The sequence below is a fragment of the Caulobacter sp. SRI_014 genome (assembly GCF_057586315.1).
This window is the reverse complement of the sequence record NZ_JBYCZQ010000001.1, coordinates 16,206-42,773: the sequence shown is the minus strand read 5'-3', so window position 1 is coordinate 42,773 and position 26,568 is coordinate 16,206. Positions and strand designations below refer to the sequence as shown.

Genomic DNA, 26,568 nt, shown 5'->3' with positions numbered 1-26,568 from the left:
GCCCTAGTTCGGCCCGATCATCAGTTCCGGGCGCATGTACTCGTCAAACTCCGCGTCGGTCAGGTAGCCGCCGCCGACCGCTTCCTCGCGCAGGGTGGTGCCGTTCTTGTGGGCCGTCTTGGCGATCTTGGCGCAGATGTCGTAGCCGAGCTTGCCGTTGAGGGCGGTGACCAGCATCAGGCTCCGGTCGAGGCCGGCCTTGATGTTGTCCTCGCGGGGCTCGATGCCGACCACGCAGTTGTCGGTGAAACTGATCGCCGCGTCGGCCAGCAGCCGCACCGACTGCAGGAAGTTGTAGGCCATCACCGGGTTGAAGACGTTGAGCTCGAAATGGCCGCTGGCCCCGGCGAAGGTCATCGTCGCCTGGTTGCCGAACACCTGGGCGCAGACCATGGTCATGGCCTCGCACTGGGTCGGGTTGACCTTGCCGGGCATGATCGAGCTGCCGGGCTCGTTCTCGGGCAGGTTCAGTTCGCCCAGGCCCGCGCGAGGGCCGGACCCCAGGAAACGGATGTCGTTGGCGATCTTGAACAGGCTGCCGGCGACGGTGTTGATGGCGCCGTGGGTGAAGACCATGGCGTCGTGCGCGGCCAGGGCCTCGAACTTGTTGGGGGCGGTGGTGAAGGCCAGGCCGGTGATGTCGGCGATGCGCTCGGCGACCTTTTCGGCGAAACCGATAGGAGCGTTCAGGCCGGTGCCGACGGCGGTGCCGCCCTGAGCCAGCTGCATCAGCATCGGCAGGGTCTGCTCAATCCGGTAGATGCCGTTGGCGACCTGTTGCGAGTAGCCGCCGAACTCCTGGCCGAGGGTCAGGGGGGTGGCGTCCTGGGTGTGGGTGCGGCCGATCTTGATGATGTGGGCCCAGGCCTTCGACTTGGCCTCGAGGGCGGCGTGCAGGTGTTTCAGGGCCGGGATCAGGTCGTGGACCACCTGTTCGGCGGCGGCGATGTGCATGGCCGTCGGGTAGGTGTCGTTCGACGACTGGCTCATGTTGACGTGGTCGTTGGGGTGGACCGGCTTCTTGGAGCCCATCTCGCCGCCCAGCATCTCGATGGCGCGGTTGGAGATCACCTCGTTGGCGTTCATGTTCGACTGGGTGCCCGACCCGGTCTGCCAGACGACCAGCGGGAAGTGATCGTTGAGCTTGCCCTCGATGACCTCGTTGGCGGCGGCGACGATGACCTTCTCCAGGTCCGGCGAGAGGCGGCCGAGCGCGGCGTTGGCCTCGGCGGCGGCGCGCTTGACGATGCCCAGGGCGCGGACGACGGGCAGGGGCTGCTTCTCCCAGCCGATCTTGAAGTTGCCGATCGACCGCTGCGACTGCGCCCCCCAGTACTTCGAGTTATCGACTTCGATGGGGCCGAAGGTGTCGGTCTCGGTGCGGGTCGTGGTCATCGGGCGGTCCCTGAAACAAGCGTTGGCAGGGGTTTAGCGCCGAGGGTGCAGACTGCAAGGCCCGGGGCGGTCTAGAAGGGCGAATGAGCGATGACTGGACCCACCACGGCAAGGTGCGCGCCCGCGAACAGGGCGGGGTGCTGGAGATCGTCGTCGACGGGCTGACCACCCAGGCGCGTTACTACAAGCCGTTGATCTATGAGTTTTTCCGCAAGAGCTGGCGCGGCTCGCGGCCGGCCTGGGGCGAGTTTTCGGTCGAGATCGTCATGGACTACACCGGCGATCCGCCGTGGATGGACCTCGACAACCTGGCCAAGGCCCTGCTCGACGCCATCAAGGGCTATGCCTTCCACGACGATGCGCAGGTCTGGAAGCTGCTGGTCGAGCGGCGGCAGGGCGAGCGCGAGCGGATCAGTATCCGGGTCGAGAAGCGCGCCTAGGCCTTACGACGGGGTTGTTCCATCGAGAGGATGGCCACCGCCGCATAGGCGACGAGCAGGAACGCGCCGTAGCGGCCCTGGCTGGCCTGCGGGAACAGGCTTTGCAGATTGAGGAGGGCGATCAGGCCGCCGACCAGGCCGGGCGCGAAGAAGACCAGGGCCGGGAAGGCGCGCTTGCCGCGCGGCGTGCGGCGCAGGCGCGAGGTGATGCAGAAGGCCACCCCCATGGCCGCTGTCGCCAGGGCCGCGTTCGCGGCATAGACGATGAAGCTGCTCTCCAGGATGCCGCCCCCGAAGGCGCCATAGAAAGCCGTCACAGCCACCCAGGTGATCGCCCCCGCGATTCCGTAGGCAAAAGCGTCTTCTTTTGACACGACACAACCCCACAGCCACTGATGACAAGGGTTGTCCTGCCAGAGGCGTGCCGACAAGGGGGGCGCCCCGGAATGGTTGTTGAAAACTTAACCCTGCGCCAATCCGCCTCAGGTTGGGCGGCTAGTTCGCCCAGGGGAAGATGGCGCCCCAGAAGGCCAGGACCACCGAGAACAGCAGGAAGACGCCCGCGGTCCAGGTGAAGCGCAGCTTGCGGCCTTGCGTGAAGCTGTCGACCCGTCGGCCGCCCTGCCAGACGAAGGGGGTCAGGATGACCACCACGACGCTGAGGATGGCCGCCACCAGCCCGCAGCTGGAGGCGATGATCAGCAGGGGGCCGGGCCAGTCGTAGAAGATGGCCGCCGTGTCGCTGACCTTGCCGAACCAGAGGCCGAAGGCGCCCAGCATGATCAGCCACAGCACCGCCTGGATGGTCTGGATCAGGCTGGCGCGGGCCTGCACCGTCGTCTGGCGCAGGTTAAGCCGCAGACGCAGCAGGGCCCCGACCACCGTAACGATGCTGGCCAAGCCTGCCAGGATCGCCGCCCAGATCAACCAGCCGTCGCCGCCGAAGAAACCCAGCCGCTTGGAATAGCGGCTGGCCATGCTGTCGTAGAAGCCGGTGGCGCGGCCGTTCTCCATGGTGAAGACGATGACCCGCGAGTCGGTCGTCGACTGGAACCGGCCCTCGGTGTCCAGCGGCGTCCAGATCGAGGTCCCGTTGCGGCCCGACATCACCAGCTGACCCTGGCCGTCGACCTGGACGGTTTCGCGGCCATTGAACAGGCCGATGAACTTCTCCATGCCGTGGAAGGCGCGGCGCGAACTGAGGTACTGGCCGGCGAAGGCTCCGGCCTTGCCCTTCAGCCAGGTCGACAGGCGCGGCGCGCTCGGCGCGGGTCCGTAGAAGCGCTGAACGATCTTGCCGGGCAGGGTGGCCTGGAGGTCGTAGCCGGTCTCGGTGTTGGTCGAGATGAAGATCCCGAGGCCCAGCTCCGGGATCACCACCATGTTGGACATGAAGCTGAGGGTCGCTCCGCCGTGGCCGTAGCCGATGCGGTTGCCGGGCAGCCGGTACTCCATGAAGCCGTGGGCAAAGCCGCCGGCCCCGGGCGCGGCGCGGTCGGAAACGGTTCGGAAACCAGCCGAGGTCTGGGGATTGAAGATGGTCTGGCCATCCAGCGTGCCGCCGTTCAGCAGCATGGTCATGTAGCGGGCCATGTCGCCGGCCGTCGACGAGACGCCGCCGGCCGGGGCGGCCTGGCTGACGTACTCGTAGGGCCGGACGGTGAAGCGGGTGCCGTTCCAGAAGAAGCCGTCGGCCACGTCGCCGGCCAGGTTGGCGGGCATGGGCGCGGGCAGGCCAGCGGTCGGCGGATAGCGGTCGCGGAAGGTCGTGCGGGTCATGCCCAGGGGCCCGGTGATCTCCTGCTCGATCATCTGCTCGAAGGGCTTGTTGACCTGGCGGGCGGCGGCCACCCCGGCCAGGGCCGAGCCGTAGTTGCTGTAGGCCGGCATGGTCCCGGCCTCCCACTCGCGGCGGGGGCGTTCCTGTTTCAGCCAGGTCAGGATCGGGCGGACGCGCGCCGGGTCTTTCTCGAACAGCTGGCCCATGGCGCGGTCCTCGAAGCCCGGGCGATGGTTCATCAGGTCGATGACCCGGATCTCCTTGCCAAAGCCCTGGTCGGGCGCCCGGGCGGCCTCGGGCAGGTAGAGGTTGATCGGCGCGTCCAGCCGCATGCGGCCGGCCTCGACCTGACGCATGACCGCGATCCAGGTGAAGGTCTTGGAGATGGAGGCCAGGCGGAACAGGCTGCGGTCGGGATCGACCCGGCGCGGATGCTCGCCCAGGCGGTCGAAGCCATAGCCCTTCTTCAGGATGACCTGGCCGTTCTGGACGACGGAGATGGTGACGCCGGCGATGTGGTCGCGGGTCATGCTGGTGGTCACCACCCCGTCGACGAAGGCCTCCAGCTGGGCCGGATCGATGGGCGCGACGGGGGCGACGACGTTGCCGACCGGCGCGGCCGGCAGCGCGGCGGCGGTCGGCGCCGGGCGCGGACGGGCGGGGGAGGTCACGGCTTTCGGAGCCGCCTTGGCCGCTGAGGCGGGCGCAGGCGCGTAGGGGATCGGCGCCGTGGGCGTGGCGGGGGCCTGGGCGGAGCCCGCGACCGGCGCGAAGCCGACGACCAGAGACAGGACAGCCGCCAGGCCGCCCTTCAGAACCGATTTTCCAGACACACTGCTCTCCCTCTCCGGCCCGATGGGGGGATGGCCGGGGATTTGCGCCCTTCGCTAACTCCCCTTTGGGAAGGCGTAAAGCACAAGCATCGGCGCCAGGGTCGAACCGACCGAAACCTGGGGCATCGAGGGCGGCGACATGCCGGTCTCCCGCTCCATGCGCTGGACGCAGGCGGTGATGGCCGGCGGCAGGGCGCCCAGGGTCTTCACCGTTTTCACCGACTGCAGGAAGCAGTCGTCGAAATAGGGGTAGGTGTTCTGCTGGCCGCAGCCGAACGAGCTGCGGTCCTTGTGGGCGGCGGTCATCACCAGGCGGTTGGGCTGGCTGAGAGCCGGCACGTTCACCCCCGAGAAGCAGGTCGAGATGATCACCACGCTGGGCCGATTGGGACAGGCGCTATCGACCAGTTCGGCCATCACCTGCGGCAGGATGATGGTCTGTTTCCTGGGGTCTTCGGAATTGAGGAAGGCCCCGTACTGCACCCCGTGTGAGGTGAAGTAGAACAGACAGCCGCTCTTGGCCTTGCTGGCCACATCGGCCAGACCGTCATGGATTTCGAACAGCCGGCTCCGGCCCAGACCCGGCTCGTTGTAGCGCTGCGGCCGAACCGAGAACTGCTTCACGTTGTCGGGTGCGAAGCCCATGCGTTCGACGAGGGCCTTGGCGACGTCGCGGCGAGCGTTGTCGAAAGCTTCGGTGTCGCCCTCGTTGTGGGCCCCGGCGAAGTCGCCGGCCACGACCACGGCGGCCCAGTCCTTGAAGCCGGGTTGGGCGGCCGGGGCGGAGCCCGCCATGGCCAGGGCGATGACGCCGAACAGGATCGCCAGCTGCCGTTTCATTCGGTGGGACTCCAGATCTGGGGATCGGCATGTTCGGCCGTCAACGGTGCTCTGGGAAGATCGAATGCGAGACCGAACTTCGAGCCTTCATCGTAGAAGCGGTTTATGGCGGCGTAGGGGATGGTCACTTCGGTCTGAACGCCATCGAACCAGAGTTCGACGACGAGGTTGTCGCCCTCGGTTTCCATCACGATGTACTGCCACTGCAGGATCACGGTCATCTCGCCCGGATACTTGGCCAGCAGATGCGGGGGCAGTTTGACGCCCTCGGCCCGGGTGTTGAAGGTGACGTAGAGGGCGTGGTTTTCGGGCAGGCCGGGGTACCGGGCGATCCGCATCGCCTGGCGGATGACATCCCGCAGGGACTCCTGCGCCCGCAGCTCGTACTGCATGGGGTCCGGCTTGGCCGGTGGGGCGGCATCGGCGGCGACGGCATGTCCGGCAAGGCCGAACACAGCCAGCCCGGCCAGCACCGCCAAAAGTCGCCTCATCGATCCCCCCGGATTGCCTACTTCTTGCGGAACTGGTCCAGCGAGACGACCTTCGCCTCCGGTTCCCCCGCCTCGGCTGCTGGAGCCTCGTCCTCGGCGTCCAGCTCGTCGAGCTCGTCCTCCAGATCGAAGGCTTCCGGCGGCTCGAACTGCAGGCCGAACTGCACGTAGGGATCGAAGAACCGCACCACGGCCGCGTAGGGAATCGACAGCCGCTTGGGCTGGCCGCCGAACTTCAGGGTGACGGTGAAGAAGGTCTCTCCTGGCGCCAGGTCCCAGTACTGGTGCTGCAGGATGATGGTCATCTCGTCGGGGTACTTGCCCAGCACCTCCGGCGGGCCCGAGACGCCCGGCGCCTTGGTCTTGAAGGTGATGTAGAAATGGTGCTCGCCGGGCAGCCCACCGGGCGCGGCGGCGCGCTTGAGGGCGGCCTTGACGACCCCACGCAGGGCGTCCTGGGCCATGGCCTCGTAATGCATCAGGTCCTGGGGTGGCTTGTCCTGGGCCATCGAGGCGTCACTTCCCTACAACTTCCACAAGCGTAGCGGTTTGAGGGCCGCTCGCAAAGGCGCTCGTTCACAACGCGAGCCTGGAATCTTAGTTCTCGTCTCCGGCGCTCGGCTGCGGCGCACGCGAGACGGTGGCCACGCGCAGGGCGTTGGTGGTGCCCGGGGTGTTGAACGGAACGCCGGCGGTGACGACGATCTCGTCGCCCCAGGTGGCGAAGCCTTCGCGGCGGGCCGTCTCCAGGGCGCCGGACACGGCGGCTGTCATCGTCTCATGCGGCTCGATGACCACCGGGTGGACGCCCCAGACCAGGGCCAGACGGCGGGCCGTTTCAACCACGGGGGTAAGGCCGAGAATCGGAACTGTCGGCCGCTGGCGGGCGATGCGCAAAGCCGTCGAGCCGCCATGGCTATAGGCGGCGATGACCTTGGCCCCCGAGGCATCGGCCACCTGGCGGGCGGCGGTGGCGATAGCCCCGGCCGAGGTGGTTTCGGGTGGCAGCGGCCGGTCGTCGATGACCCGGCGCCATTCCTCGTCGCGCTCTGTGCGGATCAGGATGCGGTCCATCATGTCGACGGCTTCCAGCGGGTACTGGCCAGCGGCGGTCTCGGCCGACAGCATGACCGCGTCGGCCCCCTCGAACAGGGCGTTGGCGACATCGGACGCCTCGGCCCGGGTCGGGGTGGGAGAGCTGATCATGCTCTCCATCATCTGGGTGGCGACGATCACCGGCTTGCCCAGTTCGCGGGCCTTGCGGACGATGCGGCGCTGGGCCAGCGGCACTTCCTCTGGAGGCAGCTCGACGCCCAGGTCGCCGCGGGCGACCATGACCGCGTCGGACAGGGCGATGATCTCATCGAGATTGACCAGGGCCTGGGGCTTTTCCAGCTTGGTCAGGATCCAGGCGCGGCCGGCGACCAGCTCACGGGCCTCGATGACGTCCTCGGGACGCTGGACAAAGGACAGGCCGACAAAGTCGACGCCGGCCTCCAGGGCGAAGGCCAGGTCCTCGCGGTCCTTCTTGGTCAGCGCCGGGATCGGCAGCATGACGTCCGGCACATTGACGCCCTTGCGGTCGCTGAGGCGGCCCGCAACCGTCACCGTGGTTTCGAGATGATCCTCGCGCACATGGTCGACGCGCAGCTTCAGCTTGCCGTCGTCGATCAGCAGATTCATCCCCGGCGTGGCGGCGGCGATGATCTCGGGATGCGGCAGCTGAACGCGGCGGGTGTCGCCCGGCGTCGGCGACAGGTCGAGGCGGAAGGTCTGGCCCTTCTGCAGGATGACGTGGCCGTTGCTGAACCGGCCGACGCGGAGCTTGGGGCCCTGGACATCGGCCAGCACGCCGATCGGATGGCCGGTCTTCTTCTCCAGCGCCCGGATCCAGGCCAGGTTCTGGGCATGGGCGGCGTGGTCGCCGTGGCTGAAGTTCAGGCGGAAGACATCGGCGCCGCCCTTGTGCAGGGTTTCGATCATTTCCGCCGAGGCGGAGGCGGGTCCAAGCGTAGCGACGACCTTGGCGCGGCGGCGGCGCAGGATGTGGTGACGACCGGGCATTCACGCTCCCAAGACGGGCGGGCTGGAGGCTTGCGCGCCACTCCGGCCGAACCCGCGGATTTTTACCTGGCGGGCTTTTGTGACGCCCGTCTTTCAGAGCGTCCGGAACTGGCCTGTAACGGCCCCAAGGTCAACGCCTGCGGCGGTCACCTGACTGTGTAGGGGCTTCAGCCCAGGACCAGCAGGTCGCTGCGGCCGGTCATCGGAATGACCAGGTCGCCGGCCTCGAGCGCCTTGTCGAGGGCGGCGAACCCGTCGTCCAGTTCCGATTGCGTCAGGTGATCGAAGGTCGAGATCCCCTTCAGGCGGATTTTCTCCACCGCCTCGGCGGCGGTGGCGGAATAGGTCTCGTCCACCTCGATGAGGTCGATCGGCCCGAGGCCGGCGGCGGTGAAGACCTGCGTCGTCGCGGCCAGGGTCGGGAACATCTGGCACCCGATCTCTTCCAGCCTGGGGAAGAAGCGAACATACCACTCGCCGACCGGTCGGTCGGAGAAGACGCCGCGCAGCAACACACGGCCGCCGGGGGCCAGAACCCGGGCGATCTCCCGGGCGGCCAGGGCTTTGTCCGGGAAGTGGTGGAAGGACAGGAACATCAGCACCGCGTCGACCGAGCCGTCCGCCAGCGGTATGTCGGAGGCGCCGCCGGCCAGGTAACGCACGCCCGCCGCGGAGGGCGCGGCGCCGCGCATGCCGTCGGAGGGCTCGACGCCCGTCACTGGTCCGCCAAACCGCTCGGCCAGGGCCGGGGTGAACCGGCCGGTGCCCGAGCCGAGGTCGAGGATGGTCAGCGGCCGCCGGGCCGGCAGCACCGCCTCGAACTGGTCCATCCATTGGTCCAGCATGTCCGGGGCGATGGCGCGGGCCTTTGCGTAGACCTGATGCTGATGGGCGTCGTAGTCGACGGCCTTGAGGGTCATTGGCTCTCGTCCTCGTCGGTGGCGATGCAGGCGTCATCGCCGATCAGGCAGAGCAGGGCGTTGGTGCGTTCCTTGGTCAGGTAGTCGGCGGCCGTCTCGCCCATGCCTGGCCAGGCGAGGTTGGCGAAGGCAACCCAGGCGTCGCGGTACTTGAGCCAGGCCCGCTGGGTTCCGCGGACCCCTTCCCTGGTGACCGTACCGAAGTCCTCGAAGCTGTTGGCCGTCACCTTCTTCCAGGCGGCATTGAGGGCCGCGTCACTGCGCTGCAGGTCGGCGGCGCTGCTGCGATCCAGGCTCTTGCCGTCGAAGGCTTCGAGCAGGCCCAGCGTGCCGACCTTGATCTCTTCCTCGGCCTCGGTGGCGAAGACGCCGCGCAGGGTGCCGGAGAGGTCGACCTCGCCGGAGGTCATGGCATCGGCGTAGGCGGTTTCGGCGGCGATGACCCTGGCCCAGGCAGCCTTCTGGGCCGGGGTCCATGCCTTGCCCAGCTCGGCGTAGCGGACGGCGCGCCGGTGGTCCTGGATGCGCGAGCCGATCACCGCGCACTGGCTTGCGCCATAGCCGCTGGTGACCTCGTCGCAGAAGTCGAAGTCGGTTTCAGGTTTCTCGCCCTTCATCTGGGCCTCAAGCGCCGAAAGGCGGCCCATGACCTCGAAGGGCGCGCCGCCGACCGTGCAGACCATGCGGGCGGCGAAGGGCAGGTTCTCCTTCACCCCCCGGCCGTTGGCGTAGAGCATCATCAGGACGCCGGCGCCGGCAGGGCCGTCGTTCTCGCCCCGGGCCATCTCGGCATAGGCGCAATGGCGCGCCTTCACCGGGTCTGGCTGTCCGGTGATCCCGTAGTAGGCGTCGGAGGAATCGCAGTCCTTCAGGGTGGCGAGCTGGGCGGCGGTCGGACGGTCGGCGGCGGGGGGCTCGACCTTGCGGTATTTGGCGCAGGTGGCGACGCTCTCGGGGTATTCCTTGTGGAACTCGGCGTCGCCCCAGTACTCGGGCTCGGCGGCGGCTGCGGTGCAGAGAAGCAGGCAGACAAGCGCAAGCGGAAGCCACGGACGCATAGGACCCTCCAGATCTGGAGTGACTATCGCGCAGGCCCGGTGACCACGGGAGTCTCAAATTGGGGAGCGAAGGGAAGGTGGGGGGATTCTGTTGCCAGGCTCCCGCACTCTTCCAGGAAAGAAAGGGGGGAGCCTCGTCGGCCGGCTGTGAAGGTGGGGGGATTCTGTTGCCAGGCTCCCCCCGGGCCCCGCCTGAAGGTGCTAAACCCGCAGGGCTTTAAGGCGAATCCGCCGGCACCGCATTACGCGGCGACAGCAAACTCTTCAGCGAAGTTATCGTTCGCAGTTAGTTTAAAACCCGAAACGGTGGGTCAGGCCGAGAGAAAGCAATCACCTTTACACGTCTGTCGATGCTGATCGGCCCCGCACTTCCCGCGATAACTCGGGAGAGATTGGTGGAGCCGCCGGGAATCGCACCCGGGTCCAGTCCGCTTATTACGTGCGCGTTTATCTCCATAGTCCGGGCAAGCCCGAACAGGTCCTATATAGGCGCAGCGCCCTTCGAAGGGAATAACCGCCGCTCTCACTTGTGCGTTTGGGGCCGCGCCGCCGCCCGTGTCGGCTGTCCGACATAGCGGTTTGCCAATATCGCGAAGCAGCGCAGCCTCCCGTCCACGCCTCTCCCAAGTCGGGGCGAAAACAAGAAGATAGGGAGACGTCACATGAGCAAGTTCATCGCCGAGTTCATCGGCACGCTTACCCTTGTGTTGTTCGGTTGCGGGGCCGCGGTTCTGGGCGGCGACAACGTCGGCCAGCTGGGCATCGCCCTGGCCTTTGGTTTTGCCATCGTCGCCATGGCCTATGGCATTGGGCCGATCTCGGGCTGCCACGTCAATCCGGCCGTCAGCCTGGCCGCCTTCGTGGCCGGACGGATGAGCGCCAGGGACATGCTGCTCTACTGGGCGGCGCAGTTTCTCGGCGCCGTGGCCGGCGCCGCCATCCTGATGGTTCTGGCCAAGACCGGGGCCGAGAGCGGCCTGGGCCGCAATGGCTGGGGGCCTGGGTATCTGGGCGAGTACTCGATGCAGGCGGCGCTGATTTTCGAGGTGGTGATGACCGCCTTGTTCGTCATCGTCATCCTCGGCTCGACCGGGGCCGGCTCTGCCCCCGGGTTCGCGGGGCTGGGCATCGGCATCACCCTGGCGGTGATCCACATCGTCGGAATCCAGGTTACCGGCGTGTCGGTCAATCCGGCCCGCAGCTTCGGACCGGCGGTGCTGGTCGGAGGCGAGGCGCTGGCCCAGCTATGGCTGTTCATCGTGGCGCCGGCCATTGGAGCGGCGCTGGGCGCCCTGCTGTTCCGCTTCAACCTGCTCAAGGTTGGCGACTGACGGCGAGCGGGCGTTTCCCGGCCAGAAAGCCGGGAGACGCCTTCGCCGGCTCAGACGGTGATTTCGCCGACCAGATAGTCGGCGCAACGCCCTTTGAGGCCGACCCGCTCACCGCGATCTTCGCACAGCACCGTGCCGCCGCGCCGTGACAGCTGGCGGCCGACCAGGCTGGTCTTGCCCAGCCGCTCGCTCCAATAGGGGGTCAGGGCGCAGTGAGCGCCGCCGGTAACCGGGTCCTCGTCGATACCCTTGGCCGGGGCGAAGAAGCGTGAGACGAAGTCCCAGGGCTCCGACCCTTGATAGCGGGCCGTGACCGCCACCCCGATGTTGTCCAACGGCCGGCAGAACTTTGCCAGGGCCGCGAAGTCCGGGGTCATGGCCGCGATGGCGTCCGGATCGTCGAAAATTGCCAGCATGGTCAGGCCCTCGACGACAGCGCGGGGCTGGACGCCAAGTGCTTCCGCCAGGCCCGGCGGCACGGTGCTCTCGACGCCCCGGCGGGCCGGGAAGTCCATTTCGAGCAGCCCGTCCTCGGCCCGGCTGACCGTCAACGGGCCGCTGTGGGTCTGGAAGACGATCTTCTCGCCGCTGAAGCCCAGGTAGCGGAACAGGACGTGGGCGCTGGCCAGGGTGGCGTGGCCGCAGAGCGGCACCTCCACGGCCGGGGTGAACCAGCGCAGGCCGAAGCCCTCGCCCTCGGGGACGAAGAAGGCGGTTTCGGCCAGGTTGTTCTCGGCGGCGATGGCCTGCATCAGGGCCGGCTCGATCCAGCGCTCGAGCGGGACCACGGCGGCCGGATTGCCCTGGAAGGGCGCGTCGGCGAAGGCGTCGACCTGATAGAGGGGGAGGTTCATGGCTGGGGCTCCTGGAGTGACATGCCGGCGCCATCGGTGCGCCGGACGGGGAGGGGGGCCGGGTCGAAATCCTCCAGGCAGAAGACGTTGACCCCGAAGCTGTCGGGCGCGGCCCGCTTGCGATGGAAGGTGTAGACGCCGCAGCGCCGGCAGAAATGGTGGCGGGCGACGCCCGTGTTCCAGACGTAGGTTTCCAGCTGCTCCCCGCCGGCCAGCAGGCGCAGCGCCTCTTGCGGGACCTTGATCATCAGCGCGTTGCGCTTGACGCACAGCGAGCAGTCGCAGGTCGTCATCTCGACGGGGTCGGCCTCGACCTCGAAGCGGACGTCGCCGCAGTGACAGGCGCCGGCGTAGCGGGGCATGGATTGTCTCCTTCATTCGCGAAAATCCTTGGAATTGAACCAGAGTCAATCATAGTATTGTCACGGTACAATGTGAGCAGACGATGACCTGGACCCCGAAGCTTCCCGACGGCCCCGAGCCGCTGCACGAACGGTTGCTGGCCGCCCTGGCGGGCGACATCGCCGCCGGGGCCCTGTCGCCGGGCGTGCGCCTGCCGCCGCAGCGGGATCTGGCCCATGCGGCCGGGTTGGGGCTGGGCACCGTCACCCGCGCCTACGCGGCCGCCGAGCAGCGCGGGTTGATTTCGGCCCGGGTCGGTCGGGGCTCGTTCGTCGCCGAGCGGGCCGCGGCGCCCGTCGAGGGGCCGATCGACCTCTCGCGCAATCTGCCGTCAATGGGTTCGGCCGAGGCCCGTATCGGCCAGGCCCTGGCCGGACTGCAGCGCCGGCCGGACCTGATGCGCGCCCTGACCTATGCCCCCCGGGCCGGCGAGCCCGCCCATCGCGCCGCCATGGCCGCCTGGCTCGCCGAGGTCTGCGGGCTGGAGGACGTCGGCGCCGAGCAGCTGGTTCTCTGCGGCGGCGCCCAGCAGGCCATGGCCCTGGCGCTCGGCGCCGTCTGCCGGCCGGGCGAGGCGGTGCTGTGCGAGGAGGCCACCTACATGGGCCTCAAGCCCCTGGCCCAGGCGGCGGGTTATCGCCTCGTCGGCGTGGCCCTCGACGCCGAGGGCATGGTCCCCGAAGCGCTGGCCGAAGCGGCCAGGTCATCGGGCGCCAAGGCTGTCTACGTTCTGCCGACGCTGCAGAACCCGACGGCCCGCACCATGAGCCCCGGGCGGCGCGAGGCCATCGCGCAGACGGCCCGGCGCTTGGACCTGTCGATCATCGAGGACGACGTCTACGGGCTCTACGCCGGCCCCCTGCGGCATGCACCCATCGCCGTCCTGGCGCCCGAGCGGACCTGGTTTGTGGCCAGCCTGTCCAAGCTGGTCGCGCCGGGCCTGCGGGCCGGAGTCGTGGTCGCGCCCGACCAGCCGGGGCGGGAGCGGGTGCTGCAGGCGGTCGAAGGCCTGCTCGGGGCTGGCGACACCTTCAGCCGGATGATCGCCAGCCAATGGATCGAGGACGGCACGGCCCAGGCCATCGCCCGGGACAATGTCGCCGAGGCCGCCGCCCGCCTGGCTCTGGCGCTTGACATTCTGGGGACGGTGGTCGAACGGCCGGGCGCCGGCGCCAGCCTGCATCTGTGGCTGCCGCTGGATGAGCTTGAGGCCGAGCGGGTGGCGGGCCGGGCCTTGCGGGCCGGGGTGCAGCTGACCCCGCCGGACTCACCGCTGGTCGGGGCCGGCGCGACGCGGGGCCTGCGGCTCTGCCTGGGGGCGGTGCGGGATCGTGGGCGGCTGGCAGCGGCCCTGAAGATCGTCGCCGGGGCGGTCGCCGGGCGTGAGCACGGCGAGACCGCCCGGGTCTGACGACCGGCCCCTCCCTACATCGCTCCTGGACCGCGCTCGATGGAGAGCACGCCGGTGCGGGAAAGTTCGACGAGACCCAGCGGCCGCATCAGGTCGACGAAGCTGTCGATCTTGCCCGGCGCGCCTGTGATTTCGAAGACGAAGCTCTCGGAGGTGGTGTCGACCACCCGGGCGCGGAAGATTTCGCTGACCCGCAGGGCCTCGACCCGCTCGGTCCGGGTTCCCTTGACCTTGACCAGGGCCAGCTCGCGCTCGACGCCGTTGGGGTCCTTGGTGACGTCGTGCACGCGGCGGACGCTGACCACCTTCTCCAGCTGGGCCTCGATCTGCTCCAGCACATGGTGGGCGCCACGCGTCACAATGGTGATGCGGCTGGTGTGGGCCTTCCGGTCGGTCTCGGCGACCGTCAGGCTTTCGATGTTGTAGCCCCGGGCCGCGAACAGCCCGACGACGCGGTGCAGGACCCCGGCCTCGTTGTCGACCAGCAGGGCGAAGGTGGCGAGCTGCTCGGCCTCGGTCTCATGGGCGAGGTCGTAGGCGGAGGCGGGTTGGGCGGGAAGACTCATCAGACGAGCCTACGCCCGGCGTCGTCGATCACCGAGCCCAGATCGTCCAGTTCCTCGGGCAGGATCATCTCGTTGTGCGCCTTGCCCGACGGGATCATCGGCAGGCAGTTCTCGGCCTTCTCGACGCGGCAGTCGAAGATGACCGGGCCGGGATAGTCGATCATCTCGATGATCTTCGCGTCCAGTTCGGCGGGGTCCGAACAGCGGATGCCCTTGGCCCCGTAGGCCTCGGCCAGTTTCACGAAGTCGGGCAGGCTGCTCGAATAGCTGTGGCTGTAGCGCTGGCCGTGCAGCAGTTCCTGCCACTGGCGGACCATGCCCATCCATTCGTTGTTGAGGATGAAGATCTTGATCGGCAGGTCGTACTGCACCGCCGTCGACATCTCCTGGATGCACATCTGGATACTGGCCTCGCCGGCGATGTCGATGACCAGGCTGCCGGGGTGAGCCAGCTGCACGCCGAGCGCGGCGGGCAGGCCGTAGCCCATGGTGCCCAGGCCCCCGGAGGTCATCCAGCGGTTGGGTTCCTGGAAGCGGTAGAACTGGGCGGCCCACATCTGGTGCTGGCCGACCTCGGTGGTGATGTAGGAGTCCCTGTCCTTGGTCAGCTGGTACAGCCGCTCGATGGCCAGCTGCGGCTTGATCGTCCCCTCGCTCTTGCCGTAGCGCAGGCAGCGGACCTCGCGCCAGGTCTCGATCTGCCGCCACCATTCGTCCAGCGCCTGGCGATTGGCGCTGAGGCCCTGGTCCTTCCAGGATGCGATCAGGTCGGTCAGCGCCGACCCCGCATCGGCGACGATGCCGATGTCGACGCGGACGTTCTTGTTGATCGAGCTGGCGTCGATATCGATGTGGATCTTCTTGGAGTTCGGCGAGAAGGCGTCCAGCCGCCCCGTCACCCGGTCATCGAACCGGGCCCCGACGCAGATCATCACGTCGCAGTCGTGCATGGCATGGTTGGCCTCGTAGGTGCCATGCATGCCCAGCATGCCCAGCCAGGCCGGGTCGGCCGCCGGGAAGGCGCCCAGGCCCATCAGGGTGCTGGTCACCGGCGCCCCGGTCATGGCCGCGAACTCGCGCAAGGCCCTGGCCGCTTCCGGCCCGGCGTTGATGACGCCGCCGCCGGTGTAGAAGATCGGCGCCTTGGCCTGGGCGATCAGCCGGGCCGCCTCGGCGATGCGGGCGCTGTCGCCCTTGGTGCGCGGGGCATAGGCGTGGCCGAAGGTGACCTCGTCCGGTCCCTGGTAGACACCGCGCGAGAACTGGACGTCCTTGGGCAGGTCGATCAGCACCGGGCCCGGCCGGCCGCTGGTGGCGATGTGGAAGGCCTCGTGCAGGATGCGGGGCAGGTCCTTGATGTCCTTCACCAGGTAGTTGTGCTTGGTGCAGGCGCGGGTGATGCCGACGGTGTCGGCCTCCTGGAAGGCGTCGGTGCCGATCAGGTGTGTCGGGACCTGGCCGGTCAGCACGACCATCGGGATGCTGTCCATCAGGGCGTCGACGATGCCGGTGATGGCGTTGGTCGCCCCCGGACCGCTGGTGACCAGGACAACGCCCGGCTTGCCGGTCGAGCGGGCATAGCCCTCGGCGGCGTGGGCCGCGCCCTGCTCATGGCGAACCAGGATGTGGCGCAGGCGCTCGCCATGCTGCTCGTTGTCCTGGAACAGGGCGTCATAGATCGGCAGCACCGCCCCGCCCGGGTATCCGAACATCACCTCGACGCCCTGATCGACCAGGGCGCGGATCACCATCTCGGCGCCGGTCAGGGTGTCCAGCTGTATGGCGCCATCGGTTGCGGGGGCGGTTTTCTGGTCGGTCATCGGTCTGTCTCGGGGAGAAGCGGCCCAGTGAAGGGAGGAGGGGGAAAACAAAAGGGGCCCCAAGAGGGCCCCGGCGCATGCGACCTTGAACAGCGTGCTGGGGACACGCCGGACAGGGCCGCTAGGTAAGTACGATGCTCACGATGCGCACGAAGTTTGCTCCAAATCCACGAAATCGTTCATGCCACGGGCCCGGATGGGGGTCAAGGCGGCGGATGGCGCAATTTCCTTCCAAAATGCGCCCATCCCCCCAGACGGAGGGCGACAGGTCGCCGGAAGACGGCAAAGCTTGGGTCCACTCATCAACGGATCGGTCCCATGAACGCCAAACGCTTCGCCCTTGCCCTCCTCCTCAGCCCGCTGGCCGCGGCGCCCTTCGCGCCGGCCGCCGCAGCCGCCGACGCGCCGTCCCAACAGGGGTCGGTGACGGTCGTGAAGCTGGCCGAGATCGTCAAAGGCCTGGGCCATGACGTGAAGCTCGAAAAGGACGAGATCGGTGACTACTTCACCTTCACGATCGTGGATGGCGGCCTGACCATCCGCGTGGTCGCGGAACAGAGCGCAAGCGGCAACTACATGTGGTTCAAGACCAGTCTCAAGGACGTGGCGGACACCGACAACTTCCGGGGGCTGCTCGAAAGCAATTTCCGCAACCAGCCTGCCCAATTCTATATCGACGACAACAAGGTGCTGCGCCTGGCCGTTCCCATGGAAAACCGCGCCGTCAATCCGCAGGTGGTCAAGCGGGTGCTCGACCTGATGGTCTACGGCCTGGTCAATACTCAGGACCTGTGGCTGCCGAAGCCGACGAAATAGCGGCCCACTGGGCGTCGGGATCTAGGCTGGCCGCGCGCGGCCAGTTGGCCATCTGGTTGCGCAGCCAGGTCAGCTGGCGCTTGGCGTAGCGGCGGGTCTCCCGCCGCGCGTCCTCCAGCGCCTGCTCCAGGGTGATGTCGCCGGCCAGGTGGGCGGCGAACTCCCGCACCCCGACGGCCTTCATGACCGGCAGGCTGGCGTCGAGGCGCCGGGCGGTCAGCGCCGCCACCTCGGCCAGGGCGCCGGCCTCAACCATGCCGGCCAGGCGGGCGTCGCAGCGGTCATAGAGGGCGTCACGCGGCGGCTCGAGCGCCAGGGAGCGCCAGCTGCCCTCGGCCAGGATCGGATGGGTGTCGGCCTGCCAGGCGCTCAGCGGCCGGCCGGTGGCCTGCAGCACGCCAAGGGCCCGGGTCAGCCGTTGGCGGTCGCCGGGCGCGATCCTCGCCGCCGCCGCCGGATCGGCGACGGCCAACCGTGTCCGGGCCACCGCTTCACCTTCGGCATCGTACAGCGTCTCGACGGACTTGCGCACATCGGCGGGCACGGCGGGGATGTCGGCCAGGCCCTCGGTCAGGGCCTTGAAGTAGAGGCCGGTGCCGCCGACCACGATGGCGGGCTTGCCCCGGCCGTTGATGTCCGCCAGCAGCGGTTCGGCGGCGCGCAGCCAGCGCCCGACGCTCCAGCCGTCGGCCCCGTCGGCGACGCCGAACAGGTGGTGCGGGGCCTGGGCTTCCTCATCCGGCGTCGGTCTCGCGGAGAGGGCGGTCAGGTCGGCATAGAGCTGCAGGGCGTCGGCATTGACGATCTCAGCCCCGGTTTCCCGGGCCAGGCGCAGGGCCAGGGCGGACTTGCCGCTTGCGGTGGGTCCGGCGATCAGCCAGATGCGGGGCTCCATGACGCTATCCATCACCCTTGTCAGCCCCGATCCGCAAGCCGTCTCGGCCGCGATCGAACGTGTTCGTTCCCAGACCGGGGCCGGCGAAGCCCGCAGTCTCGGCCCCGGAGCCGCCGATCTGACCGCCGCCGGCCAGGAGACCTTGACCCGGGGCCTGCTGGACGCCGTCCTTGGCGACCTGCCGGTCGACGCCTGCATCCAGCCCCTGGAGGGCCGACGCAAGCGCCTGCTGATCGCCGACATGGACTCGACCATCATCGGCTGTGAGTGCCTCGACGAACTGGCCGACTTCGCCGGGGTCAAGGCGGCGGTGTCCGAGATCACCGAGCGGGCCATGCGCGGCGAGCTGGCCTTCGAGGGCGCCCTGCGCGAGCGGGTCGCCATGCTGAGGGGGCTGAACCTTGGCGCCCTGCAGCAGTGCTACGACGAGCGTGTCCGCCTCAATCCCGGGGCCAGGACCCTGGTCCGCACCATGGCCGTGAACGGCGCGCGCTGCCTGCTGGTCTCGGGCGGCTTCACCTTCTTCACCCGCCGCGTGGCGGCGGCCGCCGGCTTCCATGAGGACCGGGCCAACACCCTGATCGAGGATGGGGTGGGCCTGACGGGTCAGGTTGGCGAGCCGATCCTTGGACGGGAGGCCAAGCTCGCTTCGCTCACCAACGAGGCGGCGCGGTTGGGCATTGCCCTGACCGATACCCTGGCCGTCGGCGACGGGGCCAATGACCTGGCCATGATCGAGGCCGCCGGGCTCGGCGTCGCCTACCGCGCCAAGCCGGTGGTGGCCGCCCAGGCCCACGCCCGGGTCGACTACGCTGATCTGACGGCGCTGCTCTACTTCCAGGGCTACACGGCGGACCAGTTCGTCACGGACTGAACGGCGGTCGGTTCGAAGGACAGGTCACCCGCCTCAGATCTCCCTTCTCCCCTCGCGGGAGAAGGTGGCCCCGAAGGGGTCGGATGAGGGGGCTCACCGGCCTCGGAAACGGCCAGGACTGACCCCCTCTGCGCAGCTTTGAGGCCTAGCGACCCCTCATCCGGCGCTTCGCGCCACCTTCTCCCGCAAGGGGAGAAGGGAGCCCAGAGGCGAACCTACTAGCCTTTACTCCCCGCCGCCGCGTCCGAAGTAGCGGAAGAACTCGCTATCGGGCGACAGCACCAGGGTGGCGTCGCCCTGGCCGAGGCTGGTCTCATAGGCCCGCATCGAGCGATAGAAGCCGGCGAAGGCCGGGTCCTTGCCGAAGCTTTCGGCGAACAGGCGGGCCCGTTCGGCGTCGGCCTCGCCTCGGATGCGTTCGGCCTCGCCGGTGGCGGTGCCGACGATCTCCAGCGCCTTCTGGTCGCCCTCGGCGCGGATCCGGACCGACTGCTGCTGGCGGGCGGTCTTCATCCGGGCGTAGACGGCTTCCTGGTTCGCCGTCGGCAGGTCGGCGCGCTTGATGCGCACATCGATGACCTCGATGCCGAGACGCGAGGAGATGGCCTGACGGGCCAGGTTGTTGCGGATCGTCCCCATCAGTTCGGCCCGGCGGGTCGAGATGATGTCCTCGGAATCTGCCGTACCCAGCGCCTGGCGCAGGGCGGCGTTGAGGCGCTGTTCCAGCCGGGCGTTGCTGCTCGCGGCGTCACCCATGGCGGTGTAGAACAGGTAGGGGTTCTTGATCCGGTAGCGCAGGAAGGCATCGACCATCAGTCGGCCCTTGTTGCCGGTCAGGATCTCTTCCTTGGTCGTCTCCAGCGTCTGGTTGCGCTTGTCGAAGATGATGACGCTTTCGGTGAAGGGGTACTTCATCTTCAGGCCGGGCCCATCGCCGCGGCCCGGCGCGTTGACCACCCGCACCACCTTGCCGACCTGGACGATGACGGCCTGTTCGGTTTGCCTGATGACATAGAAGGTCTGGCTGGCCAGCAGCAGCAGGCCGCCGACCAGAACGGCGAGGACATAGAGTCGATTGCGGCCGGTCATTGGGCGGCTCCCGCGCTGCGCGGCGCCTGGACGCTCACCTTGGGTTTGAACACGTCGGGCGACAGGACGATGGGCGCGGTGACGCCCTTGCCGTCGATGATCACCTTGTTGGACTTGGACAGGACCCGTTCCATCGTCTCGATGTAGAGCCGCTGGCGGGTCACGCCGGGGGCCAGTCGGTACTGGACGTAGACCTGGTCGAAGCGGTTGGCTTCACCGATCGCCTCGTTGACGACCTGGGCCTTGTAGCCGAGGGCCTCCTGCTTGATTTTCGAGGCGTCCCCCTCGGCCTTGTTGACCTTGGCCTGGTAGTCCTGGCCGGCGGCGGCGACGTCCTGGAAGGCGGCGACGACGGGTTTGGGCGGTTCGGCGGCGCGGATCTGCACGGAGTCGATCACCACCCCGGCGTCGTAGGTGTCGAGGATGCGCTGCATCAGGGCGGCGGCTTCCAGCTGGATGCGGCCGCGGTCGGTGGTCATGACGGGGTCGAGCTGGTTGCGGCCGACGACCTCGCGCATGGCGCTCTCGGCGACGTCCTTCACCGTCTGGGCGACGTCGGTGACGTTGAACAGCGCCTTGGGCGCGTCGGCGATCCGCCAGTTCACCGCGAACGACATGTCGACGATGGCCTCGTCGCCGGTCAGCATCAGGCTCTCGTCTTCCATCGTGCCGGCCTTGGCGCCGCCGACGAGGGTCTCGTTGATGGTGGTGACGTCGACCTTGCGGTAGCCCTGAACCAGCGGGAAGTGGAAGCCCACACCCGGCTTGAGCGTGAGGGTATAGGCGCCGAAGGTGGTGACCACCGCCTGCTCCTTGGCCCCGACGACGATGACGCCGGCGAGGGCATAGACCAGGACCAGCAGACCCCCCGCGATCGGGGCGTACTTGCGGATCATGTCCTCGCCGCTCTCGCCGGGCGAGCCGCCACCGCCGCCGGCGAACATCCCGCGCAGACGGGCGCTCCAGCGCTCGATCAGCTCGTTGAGGTCGACGCCCTCGGCGGACGGCTGTTGCGGACGGCGGGGCGGCGGCTGGGGCCGGCGCGGTTCTTCGCGGTCGGGGGCGGGGGCCGGGGCGCCCGGCTTGTCCTTGTCGCCTTCCGGCGGCGGCGAACCCCAGGGTCCGGGGTTGGCGTTGTCATTCCAGGGCATGGAGTCGGCGGGCTTCCGTCGGCTGAATAAATGAGCCCGGTTGCAAACCCGGGCATAGAGCCGGATATGAGACGCCCAAGCCCTCAACGCAAGCTGAACCGGTATGACTTCCGTCCCCACAATCGACCGTGACGCCGTGCTGGCGGCCCTCGACAAGGTGGTCGATCCCCGATCGGGGCGCGGCCTGGTGGCGGCGGGGCTGGTGCAGGGGCTGGTGATCCGCGAGGGAACGGCCGGTTTCATGCTGGAAGTGCCGGCCGCCGACGCCGCCCGCTACGGCTACATCCGTGAGCAGGCCGAGACGGTCCTCAAGGGCATGCCCGGCGTCGAGAAGGCCCAGGTGGTGCTGACCGCCGAGGCCGGCGCCGGGGTGACCCGCCAGCGCAAGACGGCTCGGCTGAGCCCCGATCCCAAGTCCGAACCCAAGGCCGCCGAGGCCGAGAAGCCGGCCCATGTTAAGCGGGTCATCGCCGTGGCCAGCGGCAAGGGCGGGGTCGGCAAGTCCACCGTCTCGGTCAACCTGGCCTGCGCCTTCGCCAAGCTGGGGCTGAATGTCGGCCTGCTCGACGCCGACGTCTACGGCCCCTCGGCCCCGAAGATGATGGGTATCGACGAGGAGCCGGCCTTCGTCGACGGCAAGCTCGAGCCGCTCATCGCTCATGGCGTCAAGCTGATGAGCATCGGCTTCATGGTCGCCGAGGGCAGCCCCATGATCTGGCGCGGCCCGATGGCCAGCTCGGCCGTGCGCCAGATGGTCCAGGACGTGCGCTGGGGCACCGAGGGCACGCCGCTCGACCTGCTGATCGTCGACCTGCCGCCCGGCACCGGCGACATCCACCTGACCCTGGTCCAGAAGCTGGCCGTCGATGGCGTGGTGCTGGTGTCGACGCCTCAGGAGATCGCCCTGATCGATGCGCGCCGGGCGGCGGCCATGTTCGCCAAGACCGGGACGCCGATCCTCGGCGTGATCGAGAACATGGCCTGGTTCGAAGGCCCGGACGGCGCCCGCATCCCGATCTTCGGAACCGGCGGCGCCACGGCCGAGGCGGCCGCGCTGGGCGTTCCGGTGCTGGCCGAAATCCCCATCGAGATCGGCCTGCGCGAAGCCGGCGACGAGGGCCGCCCGCTGACCGCCGTGGGCGGCGAGAGCCTGGCCGCCAAGGGCTTCGAAGCGGCGGCGCGGGCGCTTTTGTAGGCTCTCAGGCCCCCGTCTCGTCCACCACGATGGTCACCGTCTTGCCGCGCGACAGCGGCTCCCAGCCGGCGCCGACGGCGGAGCGGATGGCGTTGACGACCAGCTCCGGCTTGATCATCGCGGGCTTGAGTAGCGGGGCGCCGTAGCGGGGCTGCCGACCCGCCGGGAATTCCACCACCGCCTCGCGCTGGCCTTCGGCGTGGCGGACGGCGAGGGCCATGCCGCGATACTCGTTCGTGTCGGTGGACCATTGCGGCTGGCGCTGCAAACGCCACAGGTAGGGGTCGCCGTCGACGGTGATCTCGAACTCGACGGGTTGCTTGCCTTTTGCCATGCCAAGGCGATAGCCCGTCGGGGCCGCACAAGATACAGCGGGCCCACGCTTTTCGCGGAGACGACATGCACGATATCCTCGCCCTCGGGACCCGCGCCGGGACCCTGCTCAAGGAACGGGGCGAGAAGGTCGCCGTCGGCGAGACCTCGGCCGGCGGTCTGATCTCCGCCAGCCTGCTGGCCGTTCCCGGCGCCTCGGCCTATTTCGCCGGCGGGGCCATCACCTACTCGGCCCGCTCGATCCGGGGCCTGGCCGGCATCGACATCGAAAAGATGCGAGCCGACGGCATCCGCTCCAGCTCCGAACCCTATGCCCTGCTGCTGGCCACCGAGATCCGCAACCGCCACGGCCATATCAGCTGGGGCCTGTCGGAGACCGGCGCGGCGGGACCGGACGGCAATCCCTACGGCGATCCGGCCGGCCATACCTGCATGGCGGTGGTCGGCGCGGTCAGCGTCGTGCGCACCCTGCGCACCGGGTCGGCTGACCGCGTCGCCAACATGTGGGCGTTCGCAGAAGCGACCCTGAAACTGTTCGTTGAGGTCCTGGAAACCGCGCCCCGCTAGCTTTTCGACCGTCCGAAAGATCCGTAAAATCAATCTATTATCGAATATGTCTAGACATATTCATGGCCCGAATCGGCTCTTTTGGCAGTCGCTCAAAAGGCTGTTGGCAGCCGTGGTGCAGTTTCCACCAACATTCCCCGCGCCTGTATCAACGTAGCCACCTACGCCAGGACTACATCCTCAGCGCCTGAACCTACGCCAAAGCCAACGGGCCATGGGGTTTGGCCGCGTTTCCGCGTCCATCAAACGCGCGCCGGCTTTTTTGTGGGTCGAGCGCGCGGCGGTATAATGGTCGGCCGCTTCGATAGCGGCCCGCCGGTCGTCCTCAGGCGTCGCCTTCGTTGAATTCGTCGGCCGGCACGAAGGCCGCGCCCTCGTCGTCCAGCACCCAGACGCCGATGAAGGCCGGGTGGGCCGGCGTCAGTTCCTCGTCGAGCAGATCGCCGTCGTAGAGGCCGACGTTGCTATAGTCGAAATCAAGGGACAGCTGATGGGCGTAGCCGACCATCTCCTCGGCCATGCGGCGCGAATAACCCAGCGCCTCGCTCTGATCGCCGAACTGGTCGGTCAGGGTGCTGACCTCCGCCGCATCGCTGCCTTGGGTCGCACTGGTGGTGACGATGGTGAAGGCGGGCATGGTCGTCTCCGGGAATGGGAATCCCCCCACCTAGCCTGTTCCCCCGCCGACGCGGCCAACATTCTGAAAAAACTTGATCGCTCAGTCGGAGTCGCGATCGGCCTTCTTGTTGGCGCGGTAGGTCTTGTGGACGCGGCGGGCGGCGTCCTTGGCGGCGCGCTCGGCCTTTTCCGCCGTCGCCGCCAGTTCGAGGCCGAGCTTCTGGAAACTGGTCCAGCGGTCGGCATCGAGCGCCCCGCTGTCGAGCGCCTCGCGCACCGCACAGCCGGGTTCGCGCCCGTGCCCGCAGTCGCTGAACCGGCATTGGGCGACCAGGGCTTCGACGTCGTCGAACACCGCCGAAACGCCGTCGTCCTCGCCGATCAGCCCGACCTCGCGCATTCCGGGGGTGTCGATGATCAGCCCGCCGCCGGGCAGCAGGACCAGTTCGCGGTGGCTGGTGGTGTGGCGGCCCTTGTCGTCGCCCTGGCGGATGGCGGCGGTGGCCATCCGGTCTTCACCGAGGAAGGCGTTGACCAAGGTCGATTTGCCGGCCCCGGAGGAGCCGATCAGAACGCAGGTCTCGCCCGGCGCCACCTGGGCCAGCAGGGCGTCGAGGCCAAGGCCCTGCTTGGCCGCGACCGGAATGACCGGACAGTCGGCGGCGAGGGCGGCGATCTGGGCCACCCGGGCGTCCGCGTCTTCGCAGAGGTCGGCCTTGGTCAGGGCCAGCACGGGCCGGGCCCCGCTCTGCCAGGCGGCGGCGAGATAGCGCTCGATCCGGCGCGGGTTGAGGTCTGCGTTCAGCGAGGCGACGACGAAGGCGACATCGATATTGCTGGCGATCGTCTGCACCGTGGCCAGGCTGTCGGCGGCGCGGCGGACGAAGGCGGTGCGCCGGGGCAGGATGGCGTGGAGGGTGGCGGTCCGCTCGCCGGGGTTCATCGACAGCGCCACCCAGTCGCCGACGGCCGGCTGGCCGACCTCGCCGACCTCGTGCATCAGCCGGCCCGCCGGCTTGGCCCGCAGCTCGCCCTTGTCGGTGGCGACCAGATAGCCGTTGCGCTGCTGGACCACGATCCGGCCCGGCAGATGGCCGGCGCGGGCGTGCGGCGCGAACGCCGCCGCCAGCAGATCGGACCATCCAAATTGCGTGATCAAGTCAGGCCTTCCAGGGCGGCGGTTCGCCGGGACCTGACTTCTAGGGCGGTGCGCGGCCCTAGGCCACTGCCAGCTTTGCCGGTTTGCTCGATGCCAGCTTGAAAACATCCCAGTAGCCGGGCGCGGTCAGCATGTCCGGCAGCACCCCCTTGGCCTTCAGGAGGCGATGGGTGCGGGGCAGGTTGTAGCAGGGCACATGCATGAACATGTGATGCTCGCAGTGATAGTTCACATAGTAGGGGGCCAGCAGGGCGCGCTCGATGAGGTTGGCCTTCGTCGTGCGGGCGTGGCGCAGCGGGTCGGGCTCGTCCTTGGCGATACAGGCATGCTCGGCGATGTTGCGCAGGCGGGTGACGAGCGGCAGCCAGGTGGCCTGCGGCAACAGCCACAGCACCGGCCAGGCCCACCAGAAGCCGAACGGGGCGGTGACAGCGACGGTGATGATCATGCCGAGGAAGAAGCGTTTGCGGACCACGACGGCCTTTTTCAGGATCGGCCACAGCGGCTGGTCGGGCGTGCGCTCGCGCAGGGTCTTCACCAGCCCGGCCCAGCGCTGCTTGTAGTAGGTCTGGCCGGTCAGATCGCGGACCACCTTGCGCCACAACGAGTTGCGGGTGATCGGGAAGGGGGCGGAGAGGACCAGGTCGGGGTCCTCGCTCTGCTGGGCGAACTTGTGATGGCCCAGGTGATAGGTGCGGTAGGCGACCAGGCCGCCCGGGGTCAGGTAGTCACCCAGGAAGTCGTTGATCTTGAGGTCGGGGTGCAGGGCGCCGTGGGCGGCGTCGTGCATCAGGATGGCCAGGCCCAGCTGGCGCGCGCCGATGATCATCACGGCCAGCGGGATGGTGATCGGCCAGACGAAGGCCATGGCTGCGGCGGCGAAGATGACCAGCCAGGCGTGGGCGATCAGGGCCGGACCCTTCCAGGCCGACTTCTCCGACAGCGGGGCCCATTCCTCGGGGGTGAAATAGGTCTTTGCGGCGACACGGGCGGCGGCGGCCATCAGGCGTCTCCTCGGGTAGGGGTCAGGCGGAGCAGGGCGAGCATGTCTTCGACGGCCTCCGACACGGTGGCTTCGGTGGCCCCCTCGCGCAGGGCTACCCCTAAGGCCAGGGTCCAGAAGCGGCGAGCGGTGACGGCGGGGTCTTCCGCCCCGGTCCAGCCGCGGCGGCGGCGGACATCGGCGTAGGCGCGGTCGCCCTCGGCGTGCAGGCGCTCGAAGGTGCGTTCCACAAGCGGGCTGAGGTCCTGGCGGCGCCGGGTCAGGGACAGGGCCTCGACGAACAGGGCCAGACCCGGGGCGCCGAGCACGGTCTCGACCAGGCGGCGGTTGTAGTCGCTGCCCGTCGGCGCGGTCGAGGCGGCGGCCTCGGCCTGGGCGGCGACGTAGAGCACCTCGCGGCAGGCGGCCTCGACGAACAGGGCCTCCTTGGTGCGGAAATAGTAGGTGACCTGGCTGGGGTAGGCGCCGGCGGCGGCGGCGATCTCGGCGACGGCGACACCGGCCGCGCCGCGCGACTTGAACAGCTCGACGGCTGCGTCGAGCAGGCGCGATCGCATCCGCTTGCCGGGCTCCCGGACGGCGCGCACCTCGCTCAAGGTCTGGACCTTCGCCATGGGTTGTTTGTATGTCGTACAAGAAGGCGCGTCAATCGCTGGACAGACT

Annotated in this window: 28 protein-coding genes and 1 other RNA gene; 7 read left to right on the top strand and 22 right to left on the bottom strand. The window is 68.5% G+C overall.

The genetic code is table 11. The features are described from left to right. Positions 1-3 precede the first annotated feature (3 nt). The gene (gene fumC, locus AC2YG9_RS00235; protein WP_487295914.1) at positions 4-1,395 is read right to left on the bottom strand and encodes a class II fumarate hydratase; all 1,392 of its coding nucleotides are present in this window, start codon (positions 1,393-1,395) and stop codon (positions 4-6) included. Positions 1,396-1,478: 83 nt separating this feature from the next. Here fumC and AC2YG9_RS00230 point away from each other — a divergent pair, with 83 nt between their 5' ends. Then, positions 1,479-1,835, top strand: coding sequence for a RusA family crossover junction endodeoxyribonuclease (locus tag AC2YG9_RS00230; protein WP_487295913.1), 357 nt, complete (start codon positions 1,479-1,481; stop codon positions 1,833-1,835). Here the strand turns inward: AC2YG9_RS00230 and AC2YG9_RS00225 are convergent. The 9 genes from AC2YG9_RS00225 to ssrA all read right to left on the bottom strand — a co-directional run bounded on the left by AC2YG9_RS00225 (position 1,832) and on the right by ssrA (position 10,336). Further along, positions 1,832-2,209, bottom strand: coding sequence for a hypothetical protein (locus AC2YG9_RS00225; RefSeq protein WP_487295912.1), 378 nt, complete (start codon positions 2,207-2,209; stop codon positions 1,832-1,834). The two genes, AC2YG9_RS00230 and AC2YG9_RS00225, sit on opposite strands and share 4 nt — an antisense overlap. A 121-nt stretch (positions 2,210-2,330) precedes the next feature. Then, complete coding sequence (locus AC2YG9_RS00220) at positions 2,331-4,448, bottom strand: serine hydrolase domain-containing protein (protein ID WP_487295911.1); 2,118 nt, start codon at positions 4,446-4,448, stop codon at positions 2,331-2,333. Between the two features lie 54 nt (positions 4,449-4,502). Further along, positions 4,503-5,288, bottom strand: coding sequence for a C13 family peptidase (locus AC2YG9_RS00215; protein ID WP_487295910.1), 786 nt, complete (start codon positions 5,286-5,288; stop codon positions 4,503-4,505). Beyond that, positions 5,285-5,779, bottom strand: a complete 495-nt coding sequence (locus AC2YG9_RS00210) for a ClpXP protease specificity-enhancing factor SspB (protein ID WP_487295909.1) — start codon at positions 5,777-5,779, stop codon at positions 5,285-5,287. The genes AC2YG9_RS00215 and AC2YG9_RS00210 overlap by 4 nt, the downstream gene beginning before the upstream one ends. A 17-nt stretch (positions 5,780-5,796) precedes the next feature. Then, positions 5,797-6,288, bottom strand: a complete 492-nt coding sequence (locus AC2YG9_RS00205; RefSeq protein WP_487295908.1) for an SspB family protein — start codon at positions 6,286-6,288, stop codon at positions 5,797-5,799. A gap of 88 nt (positions 6,289-6,376) precedes the next feature. After that, positions 6,377-7,843, bottom strand: a complete 1,467-nt coding sequence (pyk, locus tag AC2YG9_RS00200; RefSeq protein ID WP_487295907.1) for a pyruvate kinase — start codon at positions 7,841-7,843, stop codon at positions 6,377-6,379. Positions 7,844-8,010: 167 nt separating this feature from the next. Beyond that, complete coding sequence (locus AC2YG9_RS00195; protein ID WP_487295906.1) at positions 8,011-8,763, bottom strand: class I SAM-dependent methyltransferase; 753 nt, start codon at positions 8,761-8,763, stop codon at positions 8,011-8,013. After that, entirely contained in the window at positions 8,760-9,821 is a 1,062-nt protein-coding gene (locus AC2YG9_RS00190; protein ID WP_487295905.1) for a lysozyme inhibitor LprI family protein, read from the bottom strand. The genes AC2YG9_RS00195 and AC2YG9_RS00190 overlap by 4 nt, the downstream gene beginning before the upstream one ends. 152 nt (positions 9,822-9,973) lie before the next feature. Continuing rightward, positions 9,974-10,336, bottom strand: a transfer-messenger RNA (tmRNA) gene (gene ssrA / locus AC2YG9_RS00185). A 147-nt stretch (positions 10,337-10,483) separates the two neighbouring features. On the opposite strand from ssrA, the gene AC2YG9_RS00180 reads away from it, so the two are divergent. After that, a complete protein-coding gene (locus tag AC2YG9_RS00180; RefSeq protein WP_487295904.1) occupies positions 10,484-11,152 on the top strand; it encodes an aquaporin in 669 nt (222 codons plus the stop codon). Positions 11,153-11,202: 50 nt separating this feature from the next. Here AC2YG9_RS00180 and AC2YG9_RS00175 read toward each other — a convergent pair whose 3' ends face one another. Together AC2YG9_RS00175 and AC2YG9_RS00170 are read right to left on the bottom strand one after the other, a co-directional pair. Next, positions 11,203-12,006 carry a PhzF family phenazine biosynthesis protein gene (locus AC2YG9_RS00175; RefSeq protein ID WP_487295903.1) on the bottom strand — a complete coding sequence of 268 codons (804 nt, stop codon included), beginning with the start codon at positions 12,004-12,006 and terminating at the stop codon, positions 11,203-11,205. Continuing rightward, positions 12,003-12,368 (bottom strand): GFA family protein, encoded by a 366-nt coding sequence (locus tag AC2YG9_RS00170; RefSeq protein ID WP_487295902.1) that lies wholly within the window; start codon positions 12,366-12,368, stop codon positions 12,003-12,005. Before AC2YG9_RS00170 ends, AC2YG9_RS00175 begins: the two co-directional genes overlap by 4 nt. 83 nt (positions 12,369-12,451) lie before the next feature. Between AC2YG9_RS00170 and AC2YG9_RS00165 the strand changes: the two genes are divergently transcribed. Beyond that, on the top strand, positions 12,452-13,819 hold the full coding sequence (locus tag AC2YG9_RS00165; protein ID WP_487295901.1) for an aminotransferase-like domain-containing protein: 1,368 nt from the start codon (positions 12,452-12,454) through the stop codon (positions 13,817-13,819). Between the two features lie 14 nt (positions 13,820-13,833). Here AC2YG9_RS00165 and ilvN read toward each other — a convergent pair whose 3' ends face one another. Continuing rightward, positions 13,834-14,385 carry an acetolactate synthase small subunit gene (gene ilvN, locus AC2YG9_RS00160; protein ID WP_487295900.1) on the bottom strand — a complete coding sequence of 184 codons (552 nt, stop codon included), beginning with the start codon at positions 14,383-14,385 and terminating at the stop codon, positions 13,834-13,836. Next, positions 14,385-16,205, bottom strand: coding sequence for an acetolactate synthase 3 large subunit (locus tag AC2YG9_RS00155; protein WP_487295899.1), 1,821 nt, complete (start codon positions 16,203-16,205; stop codon positions 14,385-14,387). The genes ilvN and AC2YG9_RS00155 overlap by 1 nt, the downstream gene beginning before the upstream one ends. A gap of 318 nt (positions 16,206-16,523) precedes the next feature. Between AC2YG9_RS00155 and AC2YG9_RS00150 the strand changes: the two genes are divergently transcribed. Beyond that, a complete protein-coding gene (locus AC2YG9_RS00150; RefSeq protein WP_487295898.1) occupies positions 16,524-17,021 on the top strand; it encodes a hypothetical protein in 498 nt (165 codons plus the stop codon). On the opposite strand, the gene miaA is transcribed toward AC2YG9_RS00150, so the two are convergent. Further along, a complete protein-coding gene (gene miaA / locus AC2YG9_RS00145; RefSeq protein WP_487295897.1) occupies positions 16,981-17,916 on the bottom strand; it encodes a tRNA (adenosine(37)-N6)-dimethylallyltransferase MiaA in 936 nt (311 codons plus the stop codon). The two genes, AC2YG9_RS00150 and miaA, sit on opposite strands and share 41 nt — an antisense overlap. Here miaA and serB point away from each other — a divergent pair. Beyond that, the gene (gene serB, locus AC2YG9_RS00140; RefSeq protein ID WP_487295896.1) at positions 17,915-18,790 is read left to right on the top strand and encodes a phosphoserine phosphatase SerB; all 876 of its coding nucleotides are present in this window, start codon (positions 17,915-17,917) and stop codon (positions 18,788-18,790) included. The two genes, miaA and serB, sit on opposite strands and share 2 nt — an antisense overlap. 225 nt (positions 18,791-19,015) lie before the next feature. Here the strand turns inward: serB and hflC are convergent, their stop codons facing one another. After that, positions 19,016-19,879, bottom strand: a complete 864-nt coding sequence (hflC, locus tag AC2YG9_RS00135; protein ID WP_487295895.1) for a protease modulator HflC — start codon at positions 19,877-19,879, stop codon at positions 19,016-19,018. Further along, a complete protein-coding gene (gene hflK, locus AC2YG9_RS00130; protein WP_487295894.1) occupies positions 19,876-21,030 on the bottom strand; it encodes an FtsH protease activity modulator HflK in 1,155 nt (384 codons plus the stop codon). The genes hflC and hflK overlap by 4 nt, the downstream gene beginning before the upstream one ends. A gap of 103 nt (positions 21,031-21,133) precedes the next feature. Here hflK and AC2YG9_RS00125 point away from each other — a divergent pair, with 103 nt between their 5' ends. Further along, positions 21,134-22,225, top strand: coding sequence for an Mrp/NBP35 family ATP-binding protein (locus tag AC2YG9_RS00125; RefSeq protein ID WP_487295893.1), 1,092 nt, complete (start codon positions 21,134-21,136; stop codon positions 22,223-22,225). A 4-nt stretch (positions 22,226-22,229) separates the two neighbouring features. Here AC2YG9_RS00125 and AC2YG9_RS00120 read toward each other — a convergent pair whose 3' ends face one another. After that, positions 22,230-22,559 (bottom strand): hypothetical protein, encoded by a 330-nt coding sequence (locus AC2YG9_RS00120; protein WP_487295892.1) that lies wholly within the window; start codon positions 22,557-22,559, stop codon positions 22,230-22,232. A gap of 65 nt (positions 22,560-22,624) precedes the next feature. On the opposite strand from AC2YG9_RS00120, the gene AC2YG9_RS00115 reads away from it, so the two are divergent. Next, positions 22,625-23,125 (top strand): CinA family protein, encoded by a 501-nt coding sequence (locus AC2YG9_RS00115; protein ID WP_487295891.1) that lies wholly within the window; start codon positions 22,625-22,627, stop codon positions 23,123-23,125. A gap of 325 nt (positions 23,126-23,450) precedes the next feature. Here the strand turns inward: AC2YG9_RS00115 and AC2YG9_RS00110 are convergent, their stop codons facing one another. The 4 genes from AC2YG9_RS00110 to AC2YG9_RS00095 form a co-directional block, all read right to left on the bottom strand. After that, a complete protein-coding gene (locus AC2YG9_RS00110) occupies positions 23,451-23,762 on the bottom strand; it encodes a hypothetical protein (protein WP_487295890.1) in 312 nt (103 codons plus the stop codon). An 81-nt stretch (positions 23,763-23,843) separates the two neighbouring features. Then, positions 23,844-24,902 (bottom strand): ribosome small subunit-dependent GTPase A, encoded by a 1,059-nt coding sequence (gene rsgA, locus AC2YG9_RS00105; RefSeq protein WP_487295889.1) that lies wholly within the window; start codon positions 24,900-24,902, stop codon positions 23,844-23,846. A 58-nt stretch (positions 24,903-24,960) separates the two neighbouring features. Further along, positions 24,961-25,905, bottom strand: a complete 945-nt coding sequence (locus AC2YG9_RS00100; RefSeq protein ID WP_487295888.1) for a fatty acid desaturase family protein — start codon at positions 25,903-25,905, stop codon at positions 24,961-24,963. Next, positions 25,905-26,519 (bottom strand): TetR/AcrR family transcriptional regulator C-terminal domain-containing protein, encoded by a 615-nt coding sequence (locus AC2YG9_RS00095; RefSeq protein ID WP_487295887.1) that lies wholly within the window; start codon positions 26,517-26,519, stop codon positions 25,905-25,907. The genes AC2YG9_RS00100 and AC2YG9_RS00095 overlap by 1 nt, the downstream gene beginning before the upstream one ends. Positions 26,520-26,568: the final 49 nt, after the last annotated feature.

Bases quoted from the DNA above. Each gene is read 5' to 3' on its own strand.
- fumC (WP_487295914.1), bottom strand. From the start codon at position 1,395: ATGACCACGACCCGCACCGAGACCGACACCTTCGGCCCCATCGAAGTC.
- AC2YG9_RS00230 (WP_487295913.1), top strand. From the start codon at position 1,479: ATGAGCGATGACTGGACCCACCACGGCAAGGTGCGCGCCCGCGAACAG.
- AC2YG9_RS00215 (WP_487295910.1), bottom strand. From the start codon at position 5,288: ATGAAACGGCAGCTGGCGATCCTGTTCGGCGTCATCGCCCTGGCCATG.
- AC2YG9_RS00210 (WP_487295909.1), bottom strand. From the start codon at position 5,779: ATGAGGCGACTTTTGGCGGTGCTGGCCGGGCTGGCTGTGTTCGGCCTT.
- AC2YG9_RS00205 (WP_487295908.1), bottom strand. From the start codon at position 6,288: ATGGCCCAGGACAAGCCACCCCAGGACCTGATGCATTACGAGGCCATG.
- pyk (WP_487295907.1), bottom strand. From the start codon at position 7,843: ATGCCCGGTCGTCACCACATCCTGCGCCGCCGCCGCGCCAAGGTCGTC.
- AC2YG9_RS00195 (WP_487295906.1), bottom strand. From the start codon at position 8,763: ATGACCCTCAAGGCCGTCGACTACGACGCCCATCAGCATCAGGTCTAC.
- AC2YG9_RS00190 (WP_487295905.1), bottom strand. From the start codon at position 9,821: ATGCGTCCGTGGCTTCCGCTTGCGCTTGTCTGCCTGCTTCTCTGCACC.
- AC2YG9_RS00180 (WP_487295904.1), top strand. From the start codon at position 10,484: ATGAGCAAGTTCATCGCCGAGTTCATCGGCACGCTTACCCTTGTGTTG.
- AC2YG9_RS00175 (WP_487295903.1), bottom strand. From the start codon at position 12,006: ATGAACCTCCCCCTCTATCAGGTCGACGCCTTCGCCGACGCGCCCTTC.
- AC2YG9_RS00170 (WP_487295902.1), bottom strand. From the start codon at position 12,368: ATGCCCCGCTACGCCGGCGCCTGTCACTGCGGCGACGTCCGCTTCGAG.
- AC2YG9_RS00165 (WP_487295901.1), top strand. From the start codon at position 12,452: ATGACCTGGACCCCGAAGCTTCCCGACGGCCCCGAGCCGCTGCACGAA.
- ilvN (WP_487295900.1), bottom strand. From the start codon at position 14,385: ATGAGTCTTCCCGCCCAACCCGCCTCCGCCTACGACCTCGCCCATGAG.
- AC2YG9_RS00155 (WP_487295899.1), bottom strand. From the start codon at position 16,205: ATGACCGACCAGAAAACCGCCCCCGCAACCGATGGCGCCATACAGCTG.
- AC2YG9_RS00150 (WP_487295898.1), top strand. From the start codon at position 16,524: ATGAACGCCAAACGCTTCGCCCTTGCCCTCCTCCTCAGCCCGCTGGCC.
- serB (WP_487295896.1), top strand. From the start codon at position 17,915: ATGACGCTATCCATCACCCTTGTCAGCCCCGATCCGCAAGCCGTCTCG.
- miaA (WP_487295897.1), bottom strand. From the start codon at position 17,916: ATGGAGCCCCGCATCTGGCTGATCGCCGGACCCACCGCAAGCGGCAAG.
- hflC (WP_487295895.1), bottom strand. From the start codon at position 19,879: ATGACCGGCCGCAATCGACTCTATGTCCTCGCCGTTCTGGTCGGCGGC.
- hflK (WP_487295894.1), bottom strand. From the start codon at position 21,030: ATGCCCTGGAATGACAACGCCAACCCCGGACCCTGGGGTTCGCCGCCG.
- AC2YG9_RS00125 (WP_487295893.1), top strand. From the start codon at position 21,134: ATGACTTCCGTCCCCACAATCGACCGTGACGCCGTGCTGGCGGCCCTC.
- AC2YG9_RS00120 (WP_487295892.1), bottom strand. From the start codon at position 22,559: ATGGCAAAAGGCAAGCAACCCGTCGAGTTCGAGATCACCGTCGACGGC.
- AC2YG9_RS00115 (WP_487295891.1), top strand. From the start codon at position 22,625: ATGCACGATATCCTCGCCCTCGGGACCCGCGCCGGGACCCTGCTCAAG.
- AC2YG9_RS00110 (WP_487295890.1), bottom strand. From the start codon at position 23,762: ATGCCCGCCTTCACCATCGTCACCACCAGTGCGACCCAAGGCAGCGAT.
- AC2YG9_RS00100 (WP_487295888.1), bottom strand. From the start codon at position 25,905: ATGGCCGCCGCCGCCCGTGTCGCCGCAAAGACCTATTTCACCCCCGAG.
- AC2YG9_RS00095 (WP_487295887.1), bottom strand. From the start codon at position 26,519: ATGGCGAAGGTCCAGACCTTGAGCGAGGTGCGCGCCGTCCGGGAGCCC.